We start from the raw sequence: 16,801 nt of genomic DNA on the forward strand, positions 1-16,801 counted from the left end.
ACGCGGTTAATCCCGTCTTTACAACTCGGCGGTGCTCAGCCTTCGACCTGCTCTGCAAGCATCAGCCAGCGTTCCTCTGCCGCCTCCTTCTCCTCGCGCGCCTTGTCGAGCGAGCCGGAGATGCGCGCGAACCTGGCGGGATCGGCACTGTAGAGCGCGGGGTCGGCGAGGGCGGCCTCGCCCTTGGCGATCAGCTCATCCAGTTCGGCGATGCGGGCGGGAAGCAACTCGTAATCGCGCTGGTCCTTGTACGAGAGTTTCTTGCTCCCCCTCCCGCTGGCGGGAGGGGCCGGAGGTGGGGGCGAGCGAAGCGAGCCTTGTGGGGACTCAGGCCCACCCCCAACCGCTGGGGCTTCGCCCCCTCTTCGAGTCCCCGCCAGCGGGATGGGAGAAGATTTGCGCCCACGTGCAGCCGCCTTCCGCTTCGCCGCCCAGTCCTCGTATCCGCCCGCGACCACGTCCACCGTGCCGCTGCCGTCCAGCCCCAGCGTCACCGTGACCGTGCGATCAAGGAAATCGCGATCGTGGCTGACGATCAGCACCGTGCCTTCGTAATCGGCCACCACCTCCTGCAACAGGTCGAGCGTTTCCAGATCGAGATCGTTGGTCGGTTCGTCCAGCACCAGCAGGTTCGACGTGCGGGCAAATTCGCGCGCCAGCAGCAGGCGGCTGCGTTCGCCGCCAGAGAAGGTGCCGATCTTCGCGTCCGCTAAGCCCGGATCGAACAGGAAGTCCTTGAGGTAGGCCTGCACGTGCTTGCGGGTGCCGCGCACGTCGATCCAGTCGCCGCCTTCCGCCAGCACGTCGCGCACGCTTTTCTGCGGATCGAGCAGCGAGCGTTGCTGGTCGATGGTCACGCCGCTCAGCGTACGGGCGTGGGTGACAGTGCCGGTGTCGGGTTCGATTTCCTTGGTCAGCATCTTGAGCAGCGTGGTCTTGCCTGCACCGTTCGCGCCGACGATGCCGATCCGGTCCCCGCGCTGGATGCGGAGAGAGAAGGGTTTGATGATGGTCCGCGACTCCCCTCCCGCCTGCGGGAGGGGCTGGGGGTGGGCCTGAGTGTGTGCAAGGCTCGCTTCGCTCGCCCCCACCCCTGACCCCTCCCGCAAGCGGGAGGGGGAATGGTAGGACTTAGATATGTTGTCCGCGACGATCACCGACTTGCTTTTGAACTCGGAATCGCTTGCCAGTGTCAGCTTGGCGGCGCCGCCGGGGGAGATCATCGCCGCGCGGGCGGCGCGCATTTCGAACAGCTTTTCCAGCCGCCCCATGTTGCGTTTGCGCCGCGCGGTGACCCCGCGTTCGAGCCAGTGCGCTTCCAGCTTCAATCGTGCGTCCATCCGCTCGGCGGCGCGGGCTTCTTCGGCATAGACCTGCTCTTCCCACGCCTCGTAGCCGCCGAAGCCGACATCCTTGCGCCGCAGATTGCCCCGGTCGAGCCACAGGGTCGCGCGGGTCAGCCGCTTGAGGAAGGTGCGGTCATGGCTGATGACGATAAAGGCGCCCTTGAACCGGTCGAGCCATGATTCCAGCCAGTCGATAGCGGCGAGGTCGAGATGGTTTGTCGGTTCGTCCAGCAGCAGCAGGTCCGGCTCCTGCGCCAGCGCGCGGGCGATGGCGGCGCGGCGTCGCTCGCCGCCGCTGGCGGTTGCCGCGTCGGTGGTCATGTCGATGCCGAGCTGGCTGGCAATGGCATCGACCGAATGTTCGGTCGGTGCGCGATCACCCGAAAGTGCATAGTCCATCAGGGTCCGGCACTTGGCGAAATCGGGTTCCTGCTCCAGCCATACCACATTGGCGTAAGGCTTGATCTTGCGCACCCCGCGATCGGGTTCGATCTCACCGGTGATGAGCCGTAGCAGCGTGGTCTTGCCCACCCCGTTGCGGCCGATCAGCGCCATCCGGTCACGCGGGCCGATATGCAGGTCCAGCCCGTCTCCTTTTGCGGGATCGCCCAGAAGCCAGCGGCCGCCCTGTTGCAGGCCCATGCCTTCGAGCGAGAGGATCGGTGGTTCGGCCATGTCGGCGGGGCAGGTAGGCGTAGCAAGGCGGGCTGGCAAGGAACGCAATCGTTCAGCCCCGCGTTATCGGTGCGGGCGCAAATGCTGCGCTTTCTCACGTGGAGTTTCCCTATGCAGAAGTTTGCCGTTCCCGCTCTCGCTGCGGCCATGATGATGGCGGCCCCCGCGCAGGCCGAAGTCGAAGTCACGTCCACCGGGCCGATTGTCGCGCTCGCCGTTACCGAAACGGTGTCGCTTGATCCCGATATCGCCAACCTCTCAGCCGGGGTGACGACGCTTGCCCCCACGGCGGTCGAAGCCATGCGGCAGAATGCGCAGGCGATGAACCGCGTGGTGGACCGGATCGAAGCGCTCGGCATCGACGAGGACGATATCCAGACCAGTGGCGTGAACCTCAATCCCGAATACCAATGGAACGACGGCACGCAGGTGCAGGAATTCCGCGGTTACCGCGTGACCAATCGCGTCAACGTGGTGGTGCGCGATATCGATCGGACGGGTAACGTGCTCGATGCGCTGGTGGAAGTCGGCGCAAACGATATCGGCGGCATCGGCTGGGCGGTGGACGATCCGGCCCCGGCGATGGTGCAGGCGCGGCAGGCGGCCTTCACCACCGGCCGCACCCAGGCGCTCGACTATGCCCGGATGGCCGGATATTCCGATGTCCGCCTGCTGGAAATCAGCGAAAACGTGATGCCGGGAAGACCGATGCCCTATCAGGAGGCGATCCAGGTTACTGCTGCCCGTGCAGACTCCTCCACACCGGTTCGTCCGGGCCAGGTGCAGGCGGGCATCACGGTAAACTTCACCTACGCTTTCGTCGAGTAGGCCGCTACCGGCCTGAACGGGACGCGTTGGACGAATTCACACCTTGTTCAACGCTCCCGGTTTAGGCACAGCGGCATGATGAAACTGCCGCACACCCTGTTTGCTGCTGTCGCGCTCGCCGCTGCCGTTGCCGCTGTGCCCGCCTCGGCGCAGGCGTTCGACCGGGGACGGGGCGACCAGAACAGCGCGCGGGCCGAAATGCAGGCGGGGCGCAACCTGCCGATCCGCGATATCGAGCGGCGGATCATTCCGCAGATGCGGCCCGATGACGAATATATCGGTTTCGAATACGATTCCACCGCGCTGGTCTATCGCCTGAAGTTCATCCGGAACGGGCGGATGATCTGGGTCGATGTCGATGCCCAGACGGCGCGCGTGCTGCGCATCTCGCGCTGATTATTTCCCCACCTTAGTCCCCACAGGAAACCAGCCACCAGCTTGACGCGTTCATGTTCAACGCCCACCTATCGCGGGTATGTCTGAGGGGATTTTCTGAATGCGCATCCTGATCGTTGAGGACGAGCCAACGCTGGGCCAGCAGCTCAAGAGCACGCTGGAACAGAATGGCTATGCGATCGACCTGTCCACCGATGGGGAGGACGGCCACTTCATGGGTAGCACCGAGGATTATGATGCGGTGGTGCTCGATCTTGGCCTGCCGGAAATCGACGGCCTGACCGTGCTCGGCATGTGGCGCAAGGAGGGGCGCAAGTTCCCGGTGCTGGTGCTGACCGCGCGCGATTCATGGTCAGACAAGGTGGCCGGGCTGGACGCCGGGGCGGATGACTATCTCGCCAAGCCGTTCCAGTCCGAGGAACTGATCGCGCGCCTGCGCGCGCTGATCCGCCGGGCATCGGGCAATGCTTCGTCCGAATTGACCGCCGGGCCGGTGCGGCTCGATACGCGATCGGGCCGGGTGACGCTGGCGGGTGAGCCGGTCAAGCTGACGGCGCAGGAATACAAGCTGCTGTCCTACCTGCTGCACCACAAGGGCAAGGTGGTCAGCCGCACCGAACTTATCGAACATATCTATGACCAGGACTTCGATCGCGATTCGAACACGATCGAGGTCTTCGTCACCCGTATTCGCAAGAAACTGGGTGCAGACGTAATTACGACGATCCGTGGCCTCGGTTACAGCCTCGACGACCCCGACGACCAGCCGCGCGAATAGTGAAAGCGACAGCGGCGGCGGCGCCGGTGATGTCCCGCACGATGGGGGGAACGCTGCTTCCGCGGAAGTGACGCCCGAGCCCGTGCCTGTGACGTCTGAACCGGTGCGGCCCGAACCGGTGCCGCCCGAACCGGTGCCGGAACCTGTCATCGCCCACACCGGCAGTCTGTCGCGCCGGATGATGCTGATCGCGGCGGGCTGGATTCTCACCTTGCTGACACTGGGCGGAGTCGCGCTTGACCGGGTGCTGACCAATCAGTTGCAGGCCGAATTCGACAACCGGCTGGTGATCCCGCTCAATTCGATGCTGCGTTCGGCGGAGCTCGATCCGTTCGGCGAAGTGCGGTTCAATTCGATCCTGGGCGATCAGAACTATCTGGAGCCGGGGAGCGGTTCCTACTGGCAGATCAGCGGCGAAGGATATGAACCCTATCCCTCGCGCAGCCTGTGGGACGACCGGCTGCAAGTCCGCGAGGATGCAAATGCTGTCGAGCCGATCTTCTATGATTCGGACCAGTTTCCCAGTGAACCGCTGCGGATCGCCCAGCGCACCGTCACCCTGCCGGGCAGCGATGTGCGCTGGCAATTCGTGGTGGCGCAGAAACGTGCCGATATCGACAGCCAGATCGCCACGGTACGCGCAACTGTGGCGTGGTCCTTCGCGGTGCTCGGCATCGGCCTGTTCCTGATGGCGGCGGCGCAAACCTGGTACGGGCTGGGCCCCCTGCGCCGGGTGCGTGAGGCGATTGCGCGCATCCGTTCGAGCGGGTTCAACCGCGTCACCGAGCCGCTACCGCTGGAAGTACAGCCGATGGTGGAGGAATTGAACGCGCTGCTCGCCCATTCGGAGAGGCAGGCCGAGGAAGCGCGCACCCATGCGGGCAATCTCGCCCACGCGCTCAAGACTCCGCTCACCGTGCTCAACAACGCGGCCCACGCCCATGCACCCGACCTGGCCGAGGCGGTGTTGCGCGAAGCCGATGTGATGCAGCGTCACGTCGATCACCACCTGGCGCGCGCCCGAGCGGTGGGGCGGCGAGCAACCGGGCTGGCGCGCACCGATGCAATGGAAAGCGCGCTGGGCGTGGAACGCGCAGTCTCGCGGCTTTATCACCATGTTCGTTTCGACATTGCGGGTAAGCCGACCGATGTCGCGATGGAGCGGCAGGATCTCGACGAACTGCTGGGCAACCTGGTGGAAAACGCGGCTAAATACGGCGGCGGTTCGGTGTTCATCACCGTCGATGCCGAGCCGGAGGCCGAGGAGTGCCTGATCTGGATCGAGGATGATGGCATGGGCATTCCCGCCAAGGATCGCCAGGCCATTTTCGGACGCGGGGCGCGGCTGGATACCGGCAAGCCCGGGACCGGGCTGGGCCTCGCCATCGTCCGCGATGTCGCGGAGATTTACGGCGGCACCGTATCGCTGCACGAGAGCGAAGATCTGGGCGGCCTGCTGGTGAAACTGAGCCTGCCTCGGGCCCGCTAGGCTTGCTTACCTAATCGCTTGCGCCTCTGGCTCTAGAAGCGCGATTGCGGCTTCAATCACCTTGAGCGAATCGGCGGGCTTGGGGATGTGGTGCCGGCCGAGCTTTGAAATCGTTTCATCCGCCCGGTTGAGATCCCCCGAGTGGAGGAGGTAGGGAATACCTCGCCGCTCCAGCTCTTCGGCCACGGCGACGCAGGTTTCTCCGTTTTTCAATGAGACGTCCATGATGGCGACATCGATGCCGGGCTCGGCGTTGATCAGCGCCAAGGCACCGGCAACATCGGTGACGCAGTGGGGGGTGCAGCCGCGATCCTCCGCCGCGAATTCCAGATCCATCAGAATCAGGGGTTCGTCCTCCAGCAGGAGCATATTGCAGGGCTGTTTCATAGTACCGGCCCCAGCGGGAAGGTCAGCGTGGCCTGCAGTCCTTCCGGATGCCAGTCGCGCTGCGTGCTTCCGCCACCATAGCGCACCATCCGGTTGATGATCTCGTTTCCCGACCCGGATTTGCCAGCAGGTTCGCTCACGATCGGGCCGCCTTTTTCTTCCCAGGTTACTTCGAGCACCCGTTGTCCTTCCTTTTCCGTCAGAAACCAGTCGACATCGACGTGCCCGCCTTTCACCGACCAGGCCCCATGCTTGATGGCATTGGCTGCCAGTTCGTGCAGTGCGAGGCCCACGCTCGATACCACCGAGAAGGGAACTGACTGTCCGTTGCCGCGGAGCGCCAGCCGCCCGTCTTGCTCCGCATAGGGCAGCAGGATCGCGCGGATCGCGGGGCCGATGGCGATATTGCCGGTCGAAGCCTCGTCCAGCGTTGTTTCGTAGGCGCGCCCGAGTGCCTGCACCCGCTCGTTGATTTCGCGCGCCTCGTCCTCGATCCCGCGCATCCGCCCGGTGATGTTGACGATCCCGGAGATGACCGAGAACATGTTTTTCATCCTGTGCGACAGTTCGCGCGCCATATCGCGCGAATGGCGCTGCTCCGCCCGCGCGGCGCGCACGTCTGAAACGTCCCACTGGCTACCGAAGAAATACAGCAACTTGCCATTCTGATCGTAGATCGGGCCGAGGTGCAGCGCATTCCAAAACGGTGTGCCGTCGCGCCGGTAATTGAGCATTTCGACGACCAGTACATCCTCGTTGCGGATCGCTTCGCGAATGCGCGCGACTTGTCGGGGATCGGTTTCTGGCCCCTGCATGAAGCGGCAATTGCGGCCGATGATTTCCTCTTCGGGATAGCCGCTCAGCTGGCGGAAGCCGCGATTGGCGAAAACTATCGGGATGTCCGGAAGGTTCGGGTCGCATAGCACGATGGCCATGCGCGTCTGACCCATCGCCTGTTCGAACAGCGCGGCAGAGGCACCGTCGAAGGCGTCGGTTCCGCGCTCGGCACGAAACTTCTGCGGCGTTGGATCGTAGGCCGGCGGCTCGCGGTGTGACGGGTGCGGTGCCTCCGGCCGCAAGGACGGGGCCTCGTGATCATGATTGTCAGACATGGGTACACTTCTGCGAAATTGATTTGCCGGATTAACGCAAGTTGGTGTGGTTCGGTTCCCTTGCCAGCGCAAAGCCGCGCGGAAGATGAGGCCGCGGAAACCTTTCAAATGCATTCAGCGCCGGTGCATAACTGTAAGAGTAAGTAACTCGCAATACTCAACTATTGCGGAGAGAGAGCATGTCACCCAGACTTTTGGGAGCCACCCTCGCCGTTGCCGCCTCGCTCGGTCTCGGTGCCTGTTCCAGCTACGGCCATGACAATTACGGCTATTCGGGCGTGTCGGTCGGCGTGGGGTACAATTCACCCTATTACGGCTGGTACGACGACTACTATTACCCGGGCACCGGATACTACGTGTATGACCGGCGCGGCGCGCGCCACCGCTGGGCGCGGCATCATCAGAATTACTGGCTGGCACGCCGCGTTTCCGGCCGCCGCTATGCCGACAACTGGAGCGGTTACGAGCGCTACCAGGATCGGCGCGCGGACTATCGCCGTGAGCGGCGTGACGACCGGCGCGAATATCGCCGCGATCGGCGCGAGGATGCTCGCGACTACCGCCGTGACCGCCGCGAAGACGCCCGTGATGCCCGGCGCGACCGGCGTGGCGAACGGCGTGGCGAACGGCGCGACCGGCGCGATCGCCGCGACCGCAGGCGCGGACCCGGCGAGACTGCCTAACCCGCGGGCTGGCTGTCGTCCCGCGCGCGCTGGTGGTGGCGGATCACTTCATCGATCACGAAGCGGATGAATTTCTCGCTGAATTCGGGATCGAGATCGGCCTCCGCCGCCAGCTTGCGCAGCCGGGCAATCTGCCGCGCCTCGCGGTCCGGATCGGCGGGGGGCAGGGCGGTGCGCGCCTTGTATTCGCCCACAGCCTGGGTGATGCGGAAGCGTTCGGCCAGCATGTGGATCAGCGCGGCGTCGATATTGTCGATGCTGCGGCGGAAGCTGGCAAGCTGGGCATCGGTGGCAGGATCGGTCATGCTTGGGCTAACGTCCGTCTCGAAAAAGGGTGATCGCTTTGCCCGATCCCATGCGGCAGAAATGCCAGCTTGCCAACACCCTCCCGCGCCGCCAATGAGGCCCGGATGAGCGACAATGTCGTCCCCCTGAAGCGCACGAATGGCGAAGAGCGGCCCACGCTCACGCCGATCCTGACGCTTACCGCCACGCCGATGAATGCGGTGAACGCGATCATCCTTGACCGGATGCAGAGCGAAATCCCGTTGATTCCGGCGCTTGCCGGGCACCTCATCAGCGGCGGTGGCAAGCGGATGCGGCCGATGCTCACGCTCGCCGGGGCGCAGGTGGTCGGCTACCAGGGCACGCGTCACCACAAGCTCGCCGCCGCGGTCGAATTCATCCACACTGCCACCCTGCTGCACGACGATGTGGTCGACGGCAGCGAAATGCGCCGCGGCAAGGAAGCGGCGAACATCATCTTCGGCAACCCCGCCACTGTGCTGGTGGGCGATTTCCTGTTCAGCCGCGCGTTCGAACTGATGGTGGAGGATGGCAGCCTGCGGGTGCTCAAGATCCTCTCCAGCGCCAGCGCGATCATCGCCCAGGGTGAAGTCGACCAGCTCACCGCCCAGCGCCGGATCGAGACCAGCGAGGAACGCTATCTCCACATCATCGGCGCGAAAACCGCCGCGCTGTTCGCCGCCGCCAGCCGCATCGCCGCCGTGGTCGCCGAACGGCCCGAAGCGGAGGAAATGGCACTCGACGATTACGGCCGCAATCTCGGCATCGCCTTCCAGCTGGTGGACGATGCCATCGATTACGACAGCGGCACCGCTGAAATGGGCAAGGACCGGGGCGACGACTTCCGCGAAGGCAAGATGACCCTGCCGGTGATCCTCGCCTATGCGCGCGGGGACGAGGAAGAACGCCGGTTCTGGCGCGATGCCATAGCCGGTTTTGCCAACGAGGATGCCGATCTCGCCCACGCGGTGGAGCTGATCCGCCGCCACGATTGCGTTTCCGCCACCCGCGAACGCGCCCGCCACTTCGCCCAGCGCGCCTGCGATGCGCTCGCGATCTTCCCCGATTCCGCCGCCCGCCGGGCAATGGTGGAAGCGGCGCAGTTCGCGGTGGCGCGGGGGTACTAGGTCCAGCCCTCTATTGCTCGTCATTGCGAGGAGCCGAAGGCGGACTCGAAGAGGGCCAAAGGCCACCCGGCAATCCATCTCCCACGACCGCCTCAACCACAAGCTTTGGAGATGGATTGCTTCGCTCCGCTCGCAATGACGGCTACGTATTGGGCCTGATGCAAAACCTCCCCATCCACGCCGTCCTGTCGGACCTTCTCGCAGCGCTGCGCGAAGGCAATTCCGCGGTGCTCGTCGCGCCACCCGGTGCAGGCAAGACCACCGCCGTGGCACCAGCGCTGCTCGGCGAAGAATGGTGCACCGGCCAAATCATCCTCACCAGCCCCCGCCGGGTTGCCGCGCGCGCGGCGGCGGAGCGGATTGCGCAGCTGTTGGGCGAGGAAGTCGGGCAGCACGTCGGCTATCTCACAAGGCTCGACAGCAATACCAGCAAGGCCACCCGCATTCTCGTCGTGACCGAGGCGATCCTCGTCAATCGGCTGCTGGAAGATCAGGAGCTTAAGGGCATTTCCTGCCTGCTGTTCGACGAAGCGCATGAACGGCATCTCGACAGCGATCTCGGCCTCGCGCTGGCGCTCGAATGCCAGCAGGTGCTGCGCGAGGACCTGCGCATCGGCGTGATGAGCGCCACCATCGACGGGGCGCGGTTCGCGCGGCTGATGGGGGCGCAGACCCCGGTGATCGAAAGCGAGGGCAAGGCCTGGGCGCTGGACATCCGCTGGCTGGGTGCCTCGCCCGAAAAACGTCTCGACGAAGCGATGACTTCCGCCGTTCTCACCGCCTGGCGCGAGGAGACGGGCGACGTGCTCGCCTTCCTCCCCGGCGTGGGCGAGATCGAGCGGGTGCGCGAGCGACTGGCCGAAAGGCTGCCGCAGGTGCCGATCCTGCCGCTCCACGGGCAAGTGCAACCGCCCGAACAGCGCGCCGCGATCCGCCGCGATCCCGAAGGCCGCCGCCGGATCGTGCTTGCCACCAGCATCGCCGAAACCTCGCTGACGCTGGAAGGCGTCTCGGTGGTGGTCGATAGCGGGCAGGCGCGGCGCGCGGAATTCGATCGGGCTGCGGGCACCACGCACCTCGTCACCCACCGCGCCAGCCGCGCGGCGGCAGCGCAGCGGGCAGGGCGCGCGGCGCGGCAGGGGCCGGGGGTCGCCTATCGTTTGTGGGAAGAGGTGGGCCACGCCGGGCGCCCCGAGTTCGATCCGCCGGAAATGCTCACCGCCGATCTCGCGCCACTGGTGCTGAGCCTTGCCAAGTGGGGCGTCACGGATCCGGCCAGCCTGCATTGGCTTGATCTCCCTCCCGCCCCGTCGGTCGCCAGTGCGCGCGAACGGCTGGCGGCGCTGGGGGCGCTCGATGCTGCCGGTGCGCTGACTCCGCACGGGGAACGGATCGCGGCCCTGCCGATGGAACCGTGGCAGGCGGCCATGCTGCTCGCCGGGGCGGAGGCAGGCGCGGCACTGCTGGCGGCCAAGCTGGCGGTGCTGTTGCAGGAACGTGGGCTGGGCGGGCGCTCGGAAGACCTTGAGGCGCGGCTCTTGCACTGGGAGGGCGAGCGTTCGGCGCGTGCGCAGGGGGCATTGCGACTGGCGGAAGGCTGGGCGAAGCGGGCAAGCGCAATTTGTACCCTCCCTTCGGGGGGAACCGGGGGACGGTCAGTGACCCCCGCAATCCTCCTCGCCGCAGGTCGCCCGGACATGATCGCCCGCCGCCGCGATGCTTCCGGCGAGAACTGGATTTCCGCAGGCGGACGCGGCTTCACGCTCGACCCCGCCTCACCGATGGCGCGTGCCGAGTGGCTGGTGATCGGCGATGCGCAGGGGCAGGCCAAGGGTGCGCGGATCACTTCCGCGGCGACGCTCTCGCAGCAAGATGTCGAGAAACACCTCGCTCACCGGATCGAAGCGCGATCTGTCGCCCGTTGGAACGCCGCCGAGGGCCGGGCCGAAGCGCGACGCGAGCGTCGGCTGGGCGCGATCACGCTAGCGAGCGGGCCGGACCCCGATCCCGACCGGCAGGCGCTTGTGGATATTCTTGTGCAGAAGGCTGTGGAACGGCTGCGGGAACTGCTGCCGCCGGACCTGCTGGCGCGGGCGCGGTTTGCCGGGATTGCGGCGCTGTCGGAAGCAAATCTGACCGAGCGCGCCGGGGAATGGCTGGCGCCGTTGCTCACGGACAGGCGCGATCTCGACCTGCCGCCCTCGCGCTATGCCGATGCCGCGCTGGGCCTGCTTTCGTGGGACGAACGCCAGCACCTCGACAAGGCCGCGCCGCGACACTTCACCAGTCCGGCAGGCGCCAGTCACCCTATCGACTACGCAGGCGAACATGCCCCCAGTATCGAGGTACGCGTGCAGGCGCTGTTCGGGCTCGACCAGCACCCGATGATCGGCGGCACCCCGCTGCTGCTCCATCTCACCAGCCCCGGCGGCAAACCCGTCCAGGCGACCCGCGACCTGCCCCTCTTCTGGCGCGGTTCGTGGGCGGACGTGTGCCGCGACATGAAGGGCCGTTACCCGAAGCATCGCTGGCCCGAGCAACCGTGGCTCGAAAAGCCGAGCCTGAAGACGAAGAACGCGTTTGAGCGCAGTCGCTAAGACTCCCCTCCCGCTTGCGGGAGGGGTTGGGGGTGGGCCTGTCACCGCTGGTCGAGCAAGCCCACCTCGCTGCGACTAAGCCTCACCTTCGGTTCGGCAAGTCTCGCTCCCCTCCCGCAGGCGGGAGGGGTTGATTTTCGCTTCACTTCATGGCCAAGGATTCGCGATGGAAGCCCGCATTTACAAACGCCCGAAAAACGCCATGCAGTCCGGCAAGGCGCGCACCGATGAATGGGTGCTCGATTTCAACCAGTCCGAAGCCAAGCGGCCCGATCCGCTGATGGGCTGGGCCGGCAGCGGCGACACCCAGCAGCAGGTGCAGCTGACTTTCCCCAGCGCCGAAGCCGCGCAGGCCTATGCCGACAAGTACGGCATCGCCGCGCGGGTCCACACCGTGCCGCCGAAGAAGCTCAAGATCCAGGCCTACGCCGACAACTTCCGCTGACCGGCGCAGGCCCTTCTCGGATCAGCGCAAGGTAAGGTCGCCGCGTTCGAATGCTTCGCGGCAGTCAGTGGCATCGTGACGGATGTCCGAATCGAGCAGCGGCGTCGTGGTCATGCCCGGCCCCTCGAAGCGGGGATCGTCGCATTCACCATCATTGGCCCACTGGCTGCTGTCGTCGCCGAAATCGACCTCGGTTTGCGTCGCACCGTCGGCCTTGCCCGGGGCTGCGTCACCCGTGGCGGCTGCTTCGGTTGCTTCCTCGCCGGAGGACTTGCCTCCCGGAGCAGCGGCATCCGCAGCGGGACCATCGCCAGCAGCCGTTTCGGTTGCCGTGGCATCTGCTTCTCCCGCTTCGGTTGCGTCTTCGCCATTGCACGCCGCTAGCGCCAACAGCAGCGCGGTGGTCAGAATCGCATTCTTCATGATGTGTAATCCCCTCTTTCCCGAGTGTAGTGTGTGGCAGATTTTCTCTGGCAGGAAACCCCCATTTGCGCGCGGGTTGCAAGTCCGGCGATCAGGCACTAGATGCCGCAACGGGAGTCGGGTGGACGTTCGCGTCTGCTCACCGGGTCAGGACCGGAAGGTAGCAGCCCAGGTAGATGGCAGCGGGTCGCCCGGCTCCTTTTTCAACAGATTGTGGCGATGACATTCGTGCGGCTAGGCCCTAGTCTTGCTGCATGAGTGATTCCCCGGAAAACCCGGATACCCCGCCATGGGCTCTCGATGCAGACGAGCCGGAAGATTCTGCGCCTTCTGCCGCCGAACTCGAAGCGGCTGGGCAGAATTCGATGTTCGGCGACTTGCCCGAACCCCAAGCCGAACCTGAGCCCAAGGCGGCGCCCGTTCCCCAGCAAGCACAACACAGCGGCCAGCCCTATCGCGTCCTCGCGCGCAAATACCGCCCGCAGACCTTCAGCGAACTGATCGGGCAGGAACCGATGGTCCGCACGCTCGCCAACGCCATTGCGCGCGGGCGGCTGGCGCATGCCTTCCTGATGACCGGCGTGCGCGGGGTGGGCAAGACCTCCACCGCGCGGCTGATCGCCAAGGCGCTCAATTGCGTCGGGCCGGACGGGCAGGGCGGGCCGACCATCGATCCCTGCGGGCAGTGCGAGCCGTGCCGCGCGATTGCCGAGGGCCGCCATATCGACGTGATCGAGATGGACGCCGCCAGCCACACCGGCATCGACGATATCCGCGAGATCATCGAGGCGGTGCGCTACGCTGCCGTCTCCGCGCGCTACAAGATCTACATCATCGACGAAGTGCACATGCTCTCCAAGCAGGCGTTCAACGGCCTGCTCAAGACGCTGGAAGAGCCGCCCGAGCACGTCAAGTTCCTGTTCGCCACCACCGAGGTGGACAAGCTCCCTGTCACCGTGCTCAGCCGCACCCAGCGGTTCGACCTGCGGCGGATACCTGCCGAAATGCTGCAAGGCCATTTCGGCTGGGTTTGCGAACAGGAAGGCGTCGAAGCCGAAGCCGATGCATTGGCGATGATCGCGGCGGCGGCCGAAGGTTCGGTGCGTGACGGCTTGTCGATCCTCGACCAGGCCATCGCCCATGCCGACATGGAGAGCGACGGTTCGGCGGCCATGGTCCGCGCAGGCAAGGTGCGCGACATGCTCGGGCTGGCGGACCGGGGCGCGCAGCGGCGGCTGTTCCAGCACCTGCTGGAGGGTGAGCCGCGCAAGCTTCTCGAAGCGATTGCCGACCAGTATGCGCTGGGGGTGGAGCCGCTGTCGCTGCTGCGTTCGCTGATGGAATTCACCCACCGCGTAGCCGTGGCGCAGATCGGCGGGGCCGACGCGCCTTCGGAAGAAGAGCGCGCGGCGATTGCAAGCTGGGCCGAGCGGCTCTCCGCCGGGCAGATCCACCGCTTGTGGCAATTGCTGCTCAAGGGCCATGATGAGGTCAAGACCGCCCCCGATCCGCTGGTTTCGGCGCAGATGGCGCTGCTGCGGGTGATGCACGCGGCGGACATGCCCGATCCGGAGAAGCTGGCGCGCGAACTGAAGGATTTCGTGATGAGCGGCGGCGCGGCGGCGGCGGGCAGTCCCGGCGCGGGCGCTCCTGGCAATGCCCCGGCAGCGCTGCAATGGGCCGAGGTGGTGGAGCGGATCGACCAGTCGCACCTGCCCAATGCGATGTCGCTCGCCACCATGCTGCGGATGCAGGTGCGGGTGATCGCGCTCGAACCCGGCCGCCTCGAATATGCCCAGCCGCCGGGCTTCGGCGAGAACATCGCTCCCGAACTGCGGCAGGGCCTGCAGGAAGTGTTCGGCACCCGCTGGGAAGTGATCCGCTCCGAGGGAGAGGGCGCACCAACGCTGGTCGAAGCGCAGGAAGCCGCACGCCGCGCCGAGGCCGATCGCATTCGCAATCACCCGCTGGTGGAAGCCGCCTTTGCCGCCTTCCCCGATGCGCAAATGGTCGAGAGCAAGGAACCCCCGCGCGGCCGCGAAGACTGGACGCGCCGCGCCTGAACCCCTGAAAGGAACCCCCCATGCAGAATATCGAAGAAATGATGCGCGCCGCGCAGGAAGCCGCGCAGAAGATCCAGCAGCAGATGCAGGACGCGCAGGTGAAGCTCGACAACATCGAGGTCGAAGGCACGTCGGGCGGCGGATTGGTGAAAGTCCGCGCCAGCGCCCGCGGCCGGATTATCGCCGTGTCGATCGACGACAGCCTGATGGTGGCGGAGGAGAAGTCGATCCTCGAAGACCTCGTCACCGCCGCCTTCAACGACGCCCGCGACAAGGCGGACCGCAAGGCGGGCGAACACATGGCGGAAATGCAGCAAGGGCTGGGCCTGCCGCCGGGGTTTAATCTGCCGGGGATGTGAGGGGTGGTGATGCGTCTCGCTGCTCTCTTGGTGGCTGCGGTCGCCTTGACGTGGACGAGCGCATCCGTATCGGCCCAGGATGGGAGGGAAGCTCTTACGCTGTCCCCCGATTCCGACTGGACGCTCAATTACGACGACGACAGTTGCGCCTTGAGCCGCGATTTCACCAATGCCACCGATCGCGTATCGCTTGAGATTCGGCAGTTTGAGCCCTCAGGAGGCCTGCGCTTCGTGATTGTGAGCGAGGGAAGGGAGGTTTCTCCCTTCAATCCTCGATACTTTCTGAATTCTGTCGCAGAGACGCGCTCGGCTGGAACATTTCTTCCCATCCAGATTGCTGAACGAGGCTCCGGCATCGTTTTCTATTCCGAAAGTGGACTTGGACAGCAATCTGATCCGGTCACGAGTGTCGGCTTTACGGGAATATTCGAGGAAACAGTCATTCTCGAAATCGGGCGAATGGACGAAGCCCTCCCAGCATTGGAACGCTGCACGAACGAGTTGATATCGCATTGGGGTATCGATGTTGAAGCACACCACAGTTTGACGCGCCGACCACACCTCAACCGTATCAGCGACTGGATCGAGCGGGAAGTCAGCGGAGCGTGGCCTAGCCCGATCTCGCGCACGGGCGACGAGTCTTTTTTCAATGTCCGCTTGATCGTCGAAACCCATGGTCGCGCCAGTGAGTGCCACATCCAGGCCGGCATGGGTTCGCAAGAGCTTAGGGACTGGACATGCGCAAGACTGACTCGCCTGGCCCGCTTCGATCCGGCACTCGATGCTAGTGGTGATCCGATCAGGAGTTACTGGACAACGGTTGTTTCACATCAGCTGAATTGAGAGCCGAATTTGACGAGCTAAGCTGGATGTCGGAGACGGGCGGCGGTGAAACGGGAGAGGCTAATGCGAACATCATCAATCCCGACCGCTGTGATAGTGGCATTGCTCCTGTGCAATCCCGCCTTGGCGCAGGAAGCTGGCACACCAGTGCTCGAACTCGATCCCGCATCGCCGTGGAACCTCGATTACGCAGACGATAGCTGCGCTTTGATGCGCGGATTTGGCGCCGAGAACCAGCGCGTGCTGTTCGAGCTGCGCCAGTTCTCTCCGGGTGAAACCGCGAGGATGATGGTGGCGAGCGACCAACTCGAACTTTCCCGGCGAACACCTGCAATTGCGTCGATCCCCGGAGAACCAAGCGAACTGCCTGCTCCGACTTTCATCACCGGCGAAAGCAACATGCGGGGCTTCTACGGCCGTGTGTCGCCTTTGAGCAGGGGTGTAGAAGGTGAGGCCATCTATCGGCTGGACGACGCAGCGCGCAATGCGCGAGAAAGCGAGATTCGCGGGTTCCAGATCGACAATGCTTTTGCCCAGCCGGTCTTTCTGAAAACCGGCAGTATGCATGCAGCGATGGAAGCCTTGCGGACCTGCATGGACGAACTGATCACCGGCTGGGGCGTAGACCTTGCTATCCTGGGAGCCCTGACAAGACCGCCAACTCCCCTTGACCGGCAGGCATGGACCAGACAGATTATAAATCACTACCCGCGCAGAGCTTTGGCTCAGGGACGGGAGGCAAGTCTCGCCGTCACTCTTCTGATCAATGCGGAGGGACGGGTGGAGCGATGTGCGATTTTCAATGCACTCACCAATGAGGACTTCGCGGCTGTCGCCTGTGCGGCGCTGGCTGAGTATGCGCGCTTCGAACCCGCGCTCGGTCCGCAAGGGGAGCCCACCTTTGGGTTCTGGTCCAGCAACGTGATCTATTCGATAAGCTGACC

Annotated in this window: 17 protein-coding genes and 1 other RNA gene; 13 read left to right on the top strand and 5 right to left on the bottom strand. The window is 64.9% G+C overall.

Annotated features, from left to right (window positions below; all coding sequences use genetic code 11):
- Positions 1-35: 35 nt before the first annotated feature.
- Positions 36-2,021, bottom strand: a complete 1,986-nt coding sequence (locus JY451_11560; protein ID QZH74317.1) for an ABC-F family ATP-binding cassette domain-containing protein — start codon at positions 2,019-2,021, stop codon at positions 36-38.
- A 111-nt stretch (positions 2,022-2,132) separates the two neighbouring features.
- On the opposite strand from JY451_11560, the gene JY451_11565 reads away from it, so the two are divergent.
- The 4 genes from JY451_11565 to JY451_11580 all read left to right on the top strand — a co-directional run bounded on the left by JY451_11565 (position 2,133) and on the right by JY451_11580 (position 5,512).
- Positions 2,133-2,849: an SIMPL domain-containing protein gene (locus JY451_11565; GenBank protein QZH74318.1), complete on the top strand. Its 717-nt coding sequence runs from the start codon at positions 2,133-2,135 to the stop codon at positions 2,847-2,849.
- Between the two features lie 75 nt (positions 2,850-2,924).
- Complete coding sequence (locus JY451_11570) at positions 2,925-3,245, top strand: hypothetical protein (protein QZH74319.1); 321 nt, start codon at positions 2,925-2,927, stop codon at positions 3,243-3,245.
- Positions 3,246-3,345: 100 nt separating this feature from the next.
- Positions 3,346-4,023, top strand: a complete 678-nt coding sequence (locus JY451_11575) for a response regulator transcription factor (GenBank protein QZH74320.1) — start codon at positions 3,346-3,348, stop codon at positions 4,021-4,023.
- Positions 4,024-4,201: 178 nt separating this feature from the next.
- Positions 4,202-5,512 (top strand): HAMP domain-containing histidine kinase, encoded by a 1,311-nt coding sequence (locus tag JY451_11580; protein QZH76701.1) that lies wholly within the window; start codon positions 4,202-4,204, stop codon positions 5,510-5,512.
- A 6-nt stretch (positions 5,513-5,518) separates the two neighbouring features.
- Here JY451_11580 and JY451_11585 read toward each other — a convergent pair whose 3' ends face one another.
- The gene (locus JY451_11585) at positions 5,519-5,899 is read right to left on the bottom strand and encodes a response regulator (protein QZH74321.1); all 381 of its coding nucleotides are present in this window, start codon (positions 5,897-5,899) and stop codon (positions 5,519-5,521) included.
- Positions 5,896-7,011 (bottom strand): PAS domain-containing protein, encoded by a 1,116-nt coding sequence (locus JY451_11590; protein ID QZH74322.1) that lies wholly within the window; start codon positions 7,009-7,011, stop codon positions 5,896-5,898. The genes JY451_11585 and JY451_11590 overlap by 4 nt, the downstream gene beginning before the upstream one ends.
- A gap of 179 nt (positions 7,012-7,190) precedes the next feature.
- On the opposite strand from JY451_11590, the gene JY451_11595 reads away from it, so the two are divergent.
- The gene (locus tag JY451_11595) at positions 7,191-7,694 is read left to right on the top strand and encodes a hypothetical protein (GenBank protein ID QZH74323.1); all 504 of its coding nucleotides are present in this window, start codon (positions 7,191-7,193) and stop codon (positions 7,692-7,694) included.
- Here JY451_11595 and JY451_11600 read toward each other — a convergent pair.
- Positions 7,691-7,999, bottom strand: coding sequence for a chorismate mutase (locus JY451_11600; GenBank protein ID QZH74324.1), 309 nt, complete (start codon positions 7,997-7,999; stop codon positions 7,691-7,693). The genes JY451_11595 and JY451_11600 overlap by 4 nt on opposite strands.
- 105 nt (positions 8,000-8,104) lie before the next feature.
- Between JY451_11600 and JY451_11605 the strand changes: the two genes are divergently transcribed.
- The 3 genes from JY451_11605 (at position 8,105) to JY451_11615 (ending at position 12,169) form a co-directional block, all read left to right on the top strand.
- Complete coding sequence (locus JY451_11605; protein ID QZH74325.1) at positions 8,105-9,127, top strand: polyprenyl synthetase family protein; 1,023 nt, start codon at positions 8,105-8,107, stop codon at positions 9,125-9,127.
- A gap of 158 nt (positions 9,128-9,285) precedes the next feature.
- Positions 9,286-11,724: an ATP-dependent helicase HrpB gene (gene hrpB / locus JY451_11610; protein ID QZH74326.1), complete on the top strand. Its 2,439-nt coding sequence runs from the start codon at positions 9,286-9,288 to the stop codon at positions 11,722-11,724.
- Positions 11,725-11,890: 166 nt separating this feature from the next.
- Entirely contained in the window at positions 11,891-12,169 is a 279-nt protein-coding gene (locus tag JY451_11615; protein ID QZH74327.1) for an ETC complex I subunit, read from the top strand.
- 21 nt (positions 12,170-12,190) lie between these two features.
- On the opposite strand, the gene JY451_11620 is transcribed toward JY451_11615, so the two are convergent.
- A complete protein-coding gene (locus JY451_11620) occupies positions 12,191-12,592 on the bottom strand; it encodes a hypothetical protein (GenBank protein ID QZH74328.1) in 402 nt (133 codons plus the stop codon).
- A 110-nt stretch (positions 12,593-12,702) separates the two neighbouring features.
- Here JY451_11620 and ffs point away from each other — a divergent pair.
- From ffs to JY451_11645, 5 genes are all read left to right on the top strand, one after another.
- Positions 12,703-12,797, top strand: an RNA gene (ffs, locus tag JY451_11625) — signal recognition particle sRNA small type.
- Between the two features lie 49 nt (positions 12,798-12,846).
- Positions 12,847-14,655 (top strand): DNA polymerase III subunit gamma/tau, encoded by a 1,809-nt coding sequence (locus JY451_11630; GenBank protein ID QZH74329.1) that lies wholly within the window; start codon positions 12,847-12,849, stop codon positions 14,653-14,655.
- A 20-nt stretch (positions 14,656-14,675) separates the two neighbouring features.
- Entirely contained in the window at positions 14,676-15,014 is a 339-nt protein-coding gene (locus tag JY451_11635; GenBank protein ID QZH74330.1) for a YbaB/EbfC family nucleoid-associated protein, read from the top strand.
- Between the two features lie 9 nt (positions 15,015-15,023).
- Complete coding sequence (locus JY451_11640; GenBank protein QZH74331.1) at positions 15,024-15,857, top strand: hypothetical protein; 834 nt, start codon at positions 15,024-15,026, stop codon at positions 15,855-15,857.
- Positions 15,858-15,953: 96 nt separating this feature from the next.
- Entirely contained in the window at positions 15,954-16,799 is an 846-nt protein-coding gene (locus JY451_11645) for an energy transducer TonB (GenBank protein QZH74332.1), read from the top strand.
- The last annotated feature ends 2 nt before the right edge of the window (positions 16,800-16,801 follow it).

This window comes from Erythrobacter sp. (assembly GCA_019739335.1).
Classification (GTDB): Bacteria; Pseudomonadota; Alphaproteobacteria; order Sphingomonadales; family Sphingomonadaceae; genus Alteraurantiacibacter.

Coding starts and splice junctions, on each gene's coding strand:
- JY451_11560 (QZH74317.1), bottom strand. CDS start 2,021: ATGGCCGAACCACCGATCCTCTCGCTCGAAGGCATGGGCCTGCAACAG.
- JY451_11565 (QZH74318.1), top strand. CDS start 2,133: ATGCAGAAGTTTGCCGTTCCCGCTCTCGCTGCGGCCATGATGATGGCG.
- JY451_11570 (QZH74319.1), top strand. CDS start 2,925: ATGATGAAACTGCCGCACACCCTGTTTGCTGCTGTCGCGCTCGCCGCT.
- JY451_11575 (QZH74320.1), top strand. CDS start 3,346: ATGCGCATCCTGATCGTTGAGGACGAGCCAACGCTGGGCCAGCAGCTC.
- JY451_11580 (QZH76701.1), top strand. CDS start 4,202: ATGATGCTGATCGCGGCGGGCTGGATTCTCACCTTGCTGACACTGGGC.
- JY451_11585 (QZH74321.1), bottom strand. CDS start 5,899: ATGAAACAGCCCTGCAATATGCTCCTGCTGGAGGACGAACCCCTGATT.
- JY451_11590 (QZH74322.1), bottom strand. CDS start 7,011: ATGTCTGACAATCATGATCACGAGGCCCCGTCCTTGCGGCCGGAGGCA.
- JY451_11595 (QZH74323.1), top strand. CDS start 7,191: ATGTCACCCAGACTTTTGGGAGCCACCCTCGCCGTTGCCGCCTCGCTC.
- JY451_11600 (QZH74324.1), bottom strand. CDS start 7,999: ATGACCGATCCTGCCACCGATGCCCAGCTTGCCAGCTTCCGCCGCAGC.
- JY451_11605 (QZH74325.1), top strand. CDS start 8,105: ATGAGCGACAATGTCGTCCCCCTGAAGCGCACGAATGGCGAAGAGCGG.
- hrpB (QZH74326.1), top strand. CDS start 9,286: ATGCAAAACCTCCCCATCCACGCCGTCCTGTCGGACCTTCTCGCAGCG.
- JY451_11615 (QZH74327.1), top strand. CDS start 11,891: ATGGAAGCCCGCATTTACAAACGCCCGAAAAACGCCATGCAGTCCGGC.
- JY451_11620 (QZH74328.1), bottom strand. CDS start 12,592: ATGAAGAATGCGATTCTGACCACCGCGCTGCTGTTGGCGCTAGCGGCG.
- JY451_11630 (QZH74329.1), top strand. CDS start 12,847: ATGAGTGATTCCCCGGAAAACCCGGATACCCCGCCATGGGCTCTCGAT.
- JY451_11635 (QZH74330.1), top strand. CDS start 14,676: ATGCAGAATATCGAAGAAATGATGCGCGCCGCGCAGGAAGCCGCGCAG.
- JY451_11640 (QZH74331.1), top strand. CDS start 15,024: ATGCGTCTCGCTGCTCTCTTGGTGGCTGCGGTCGCCTTGACGTGGACG.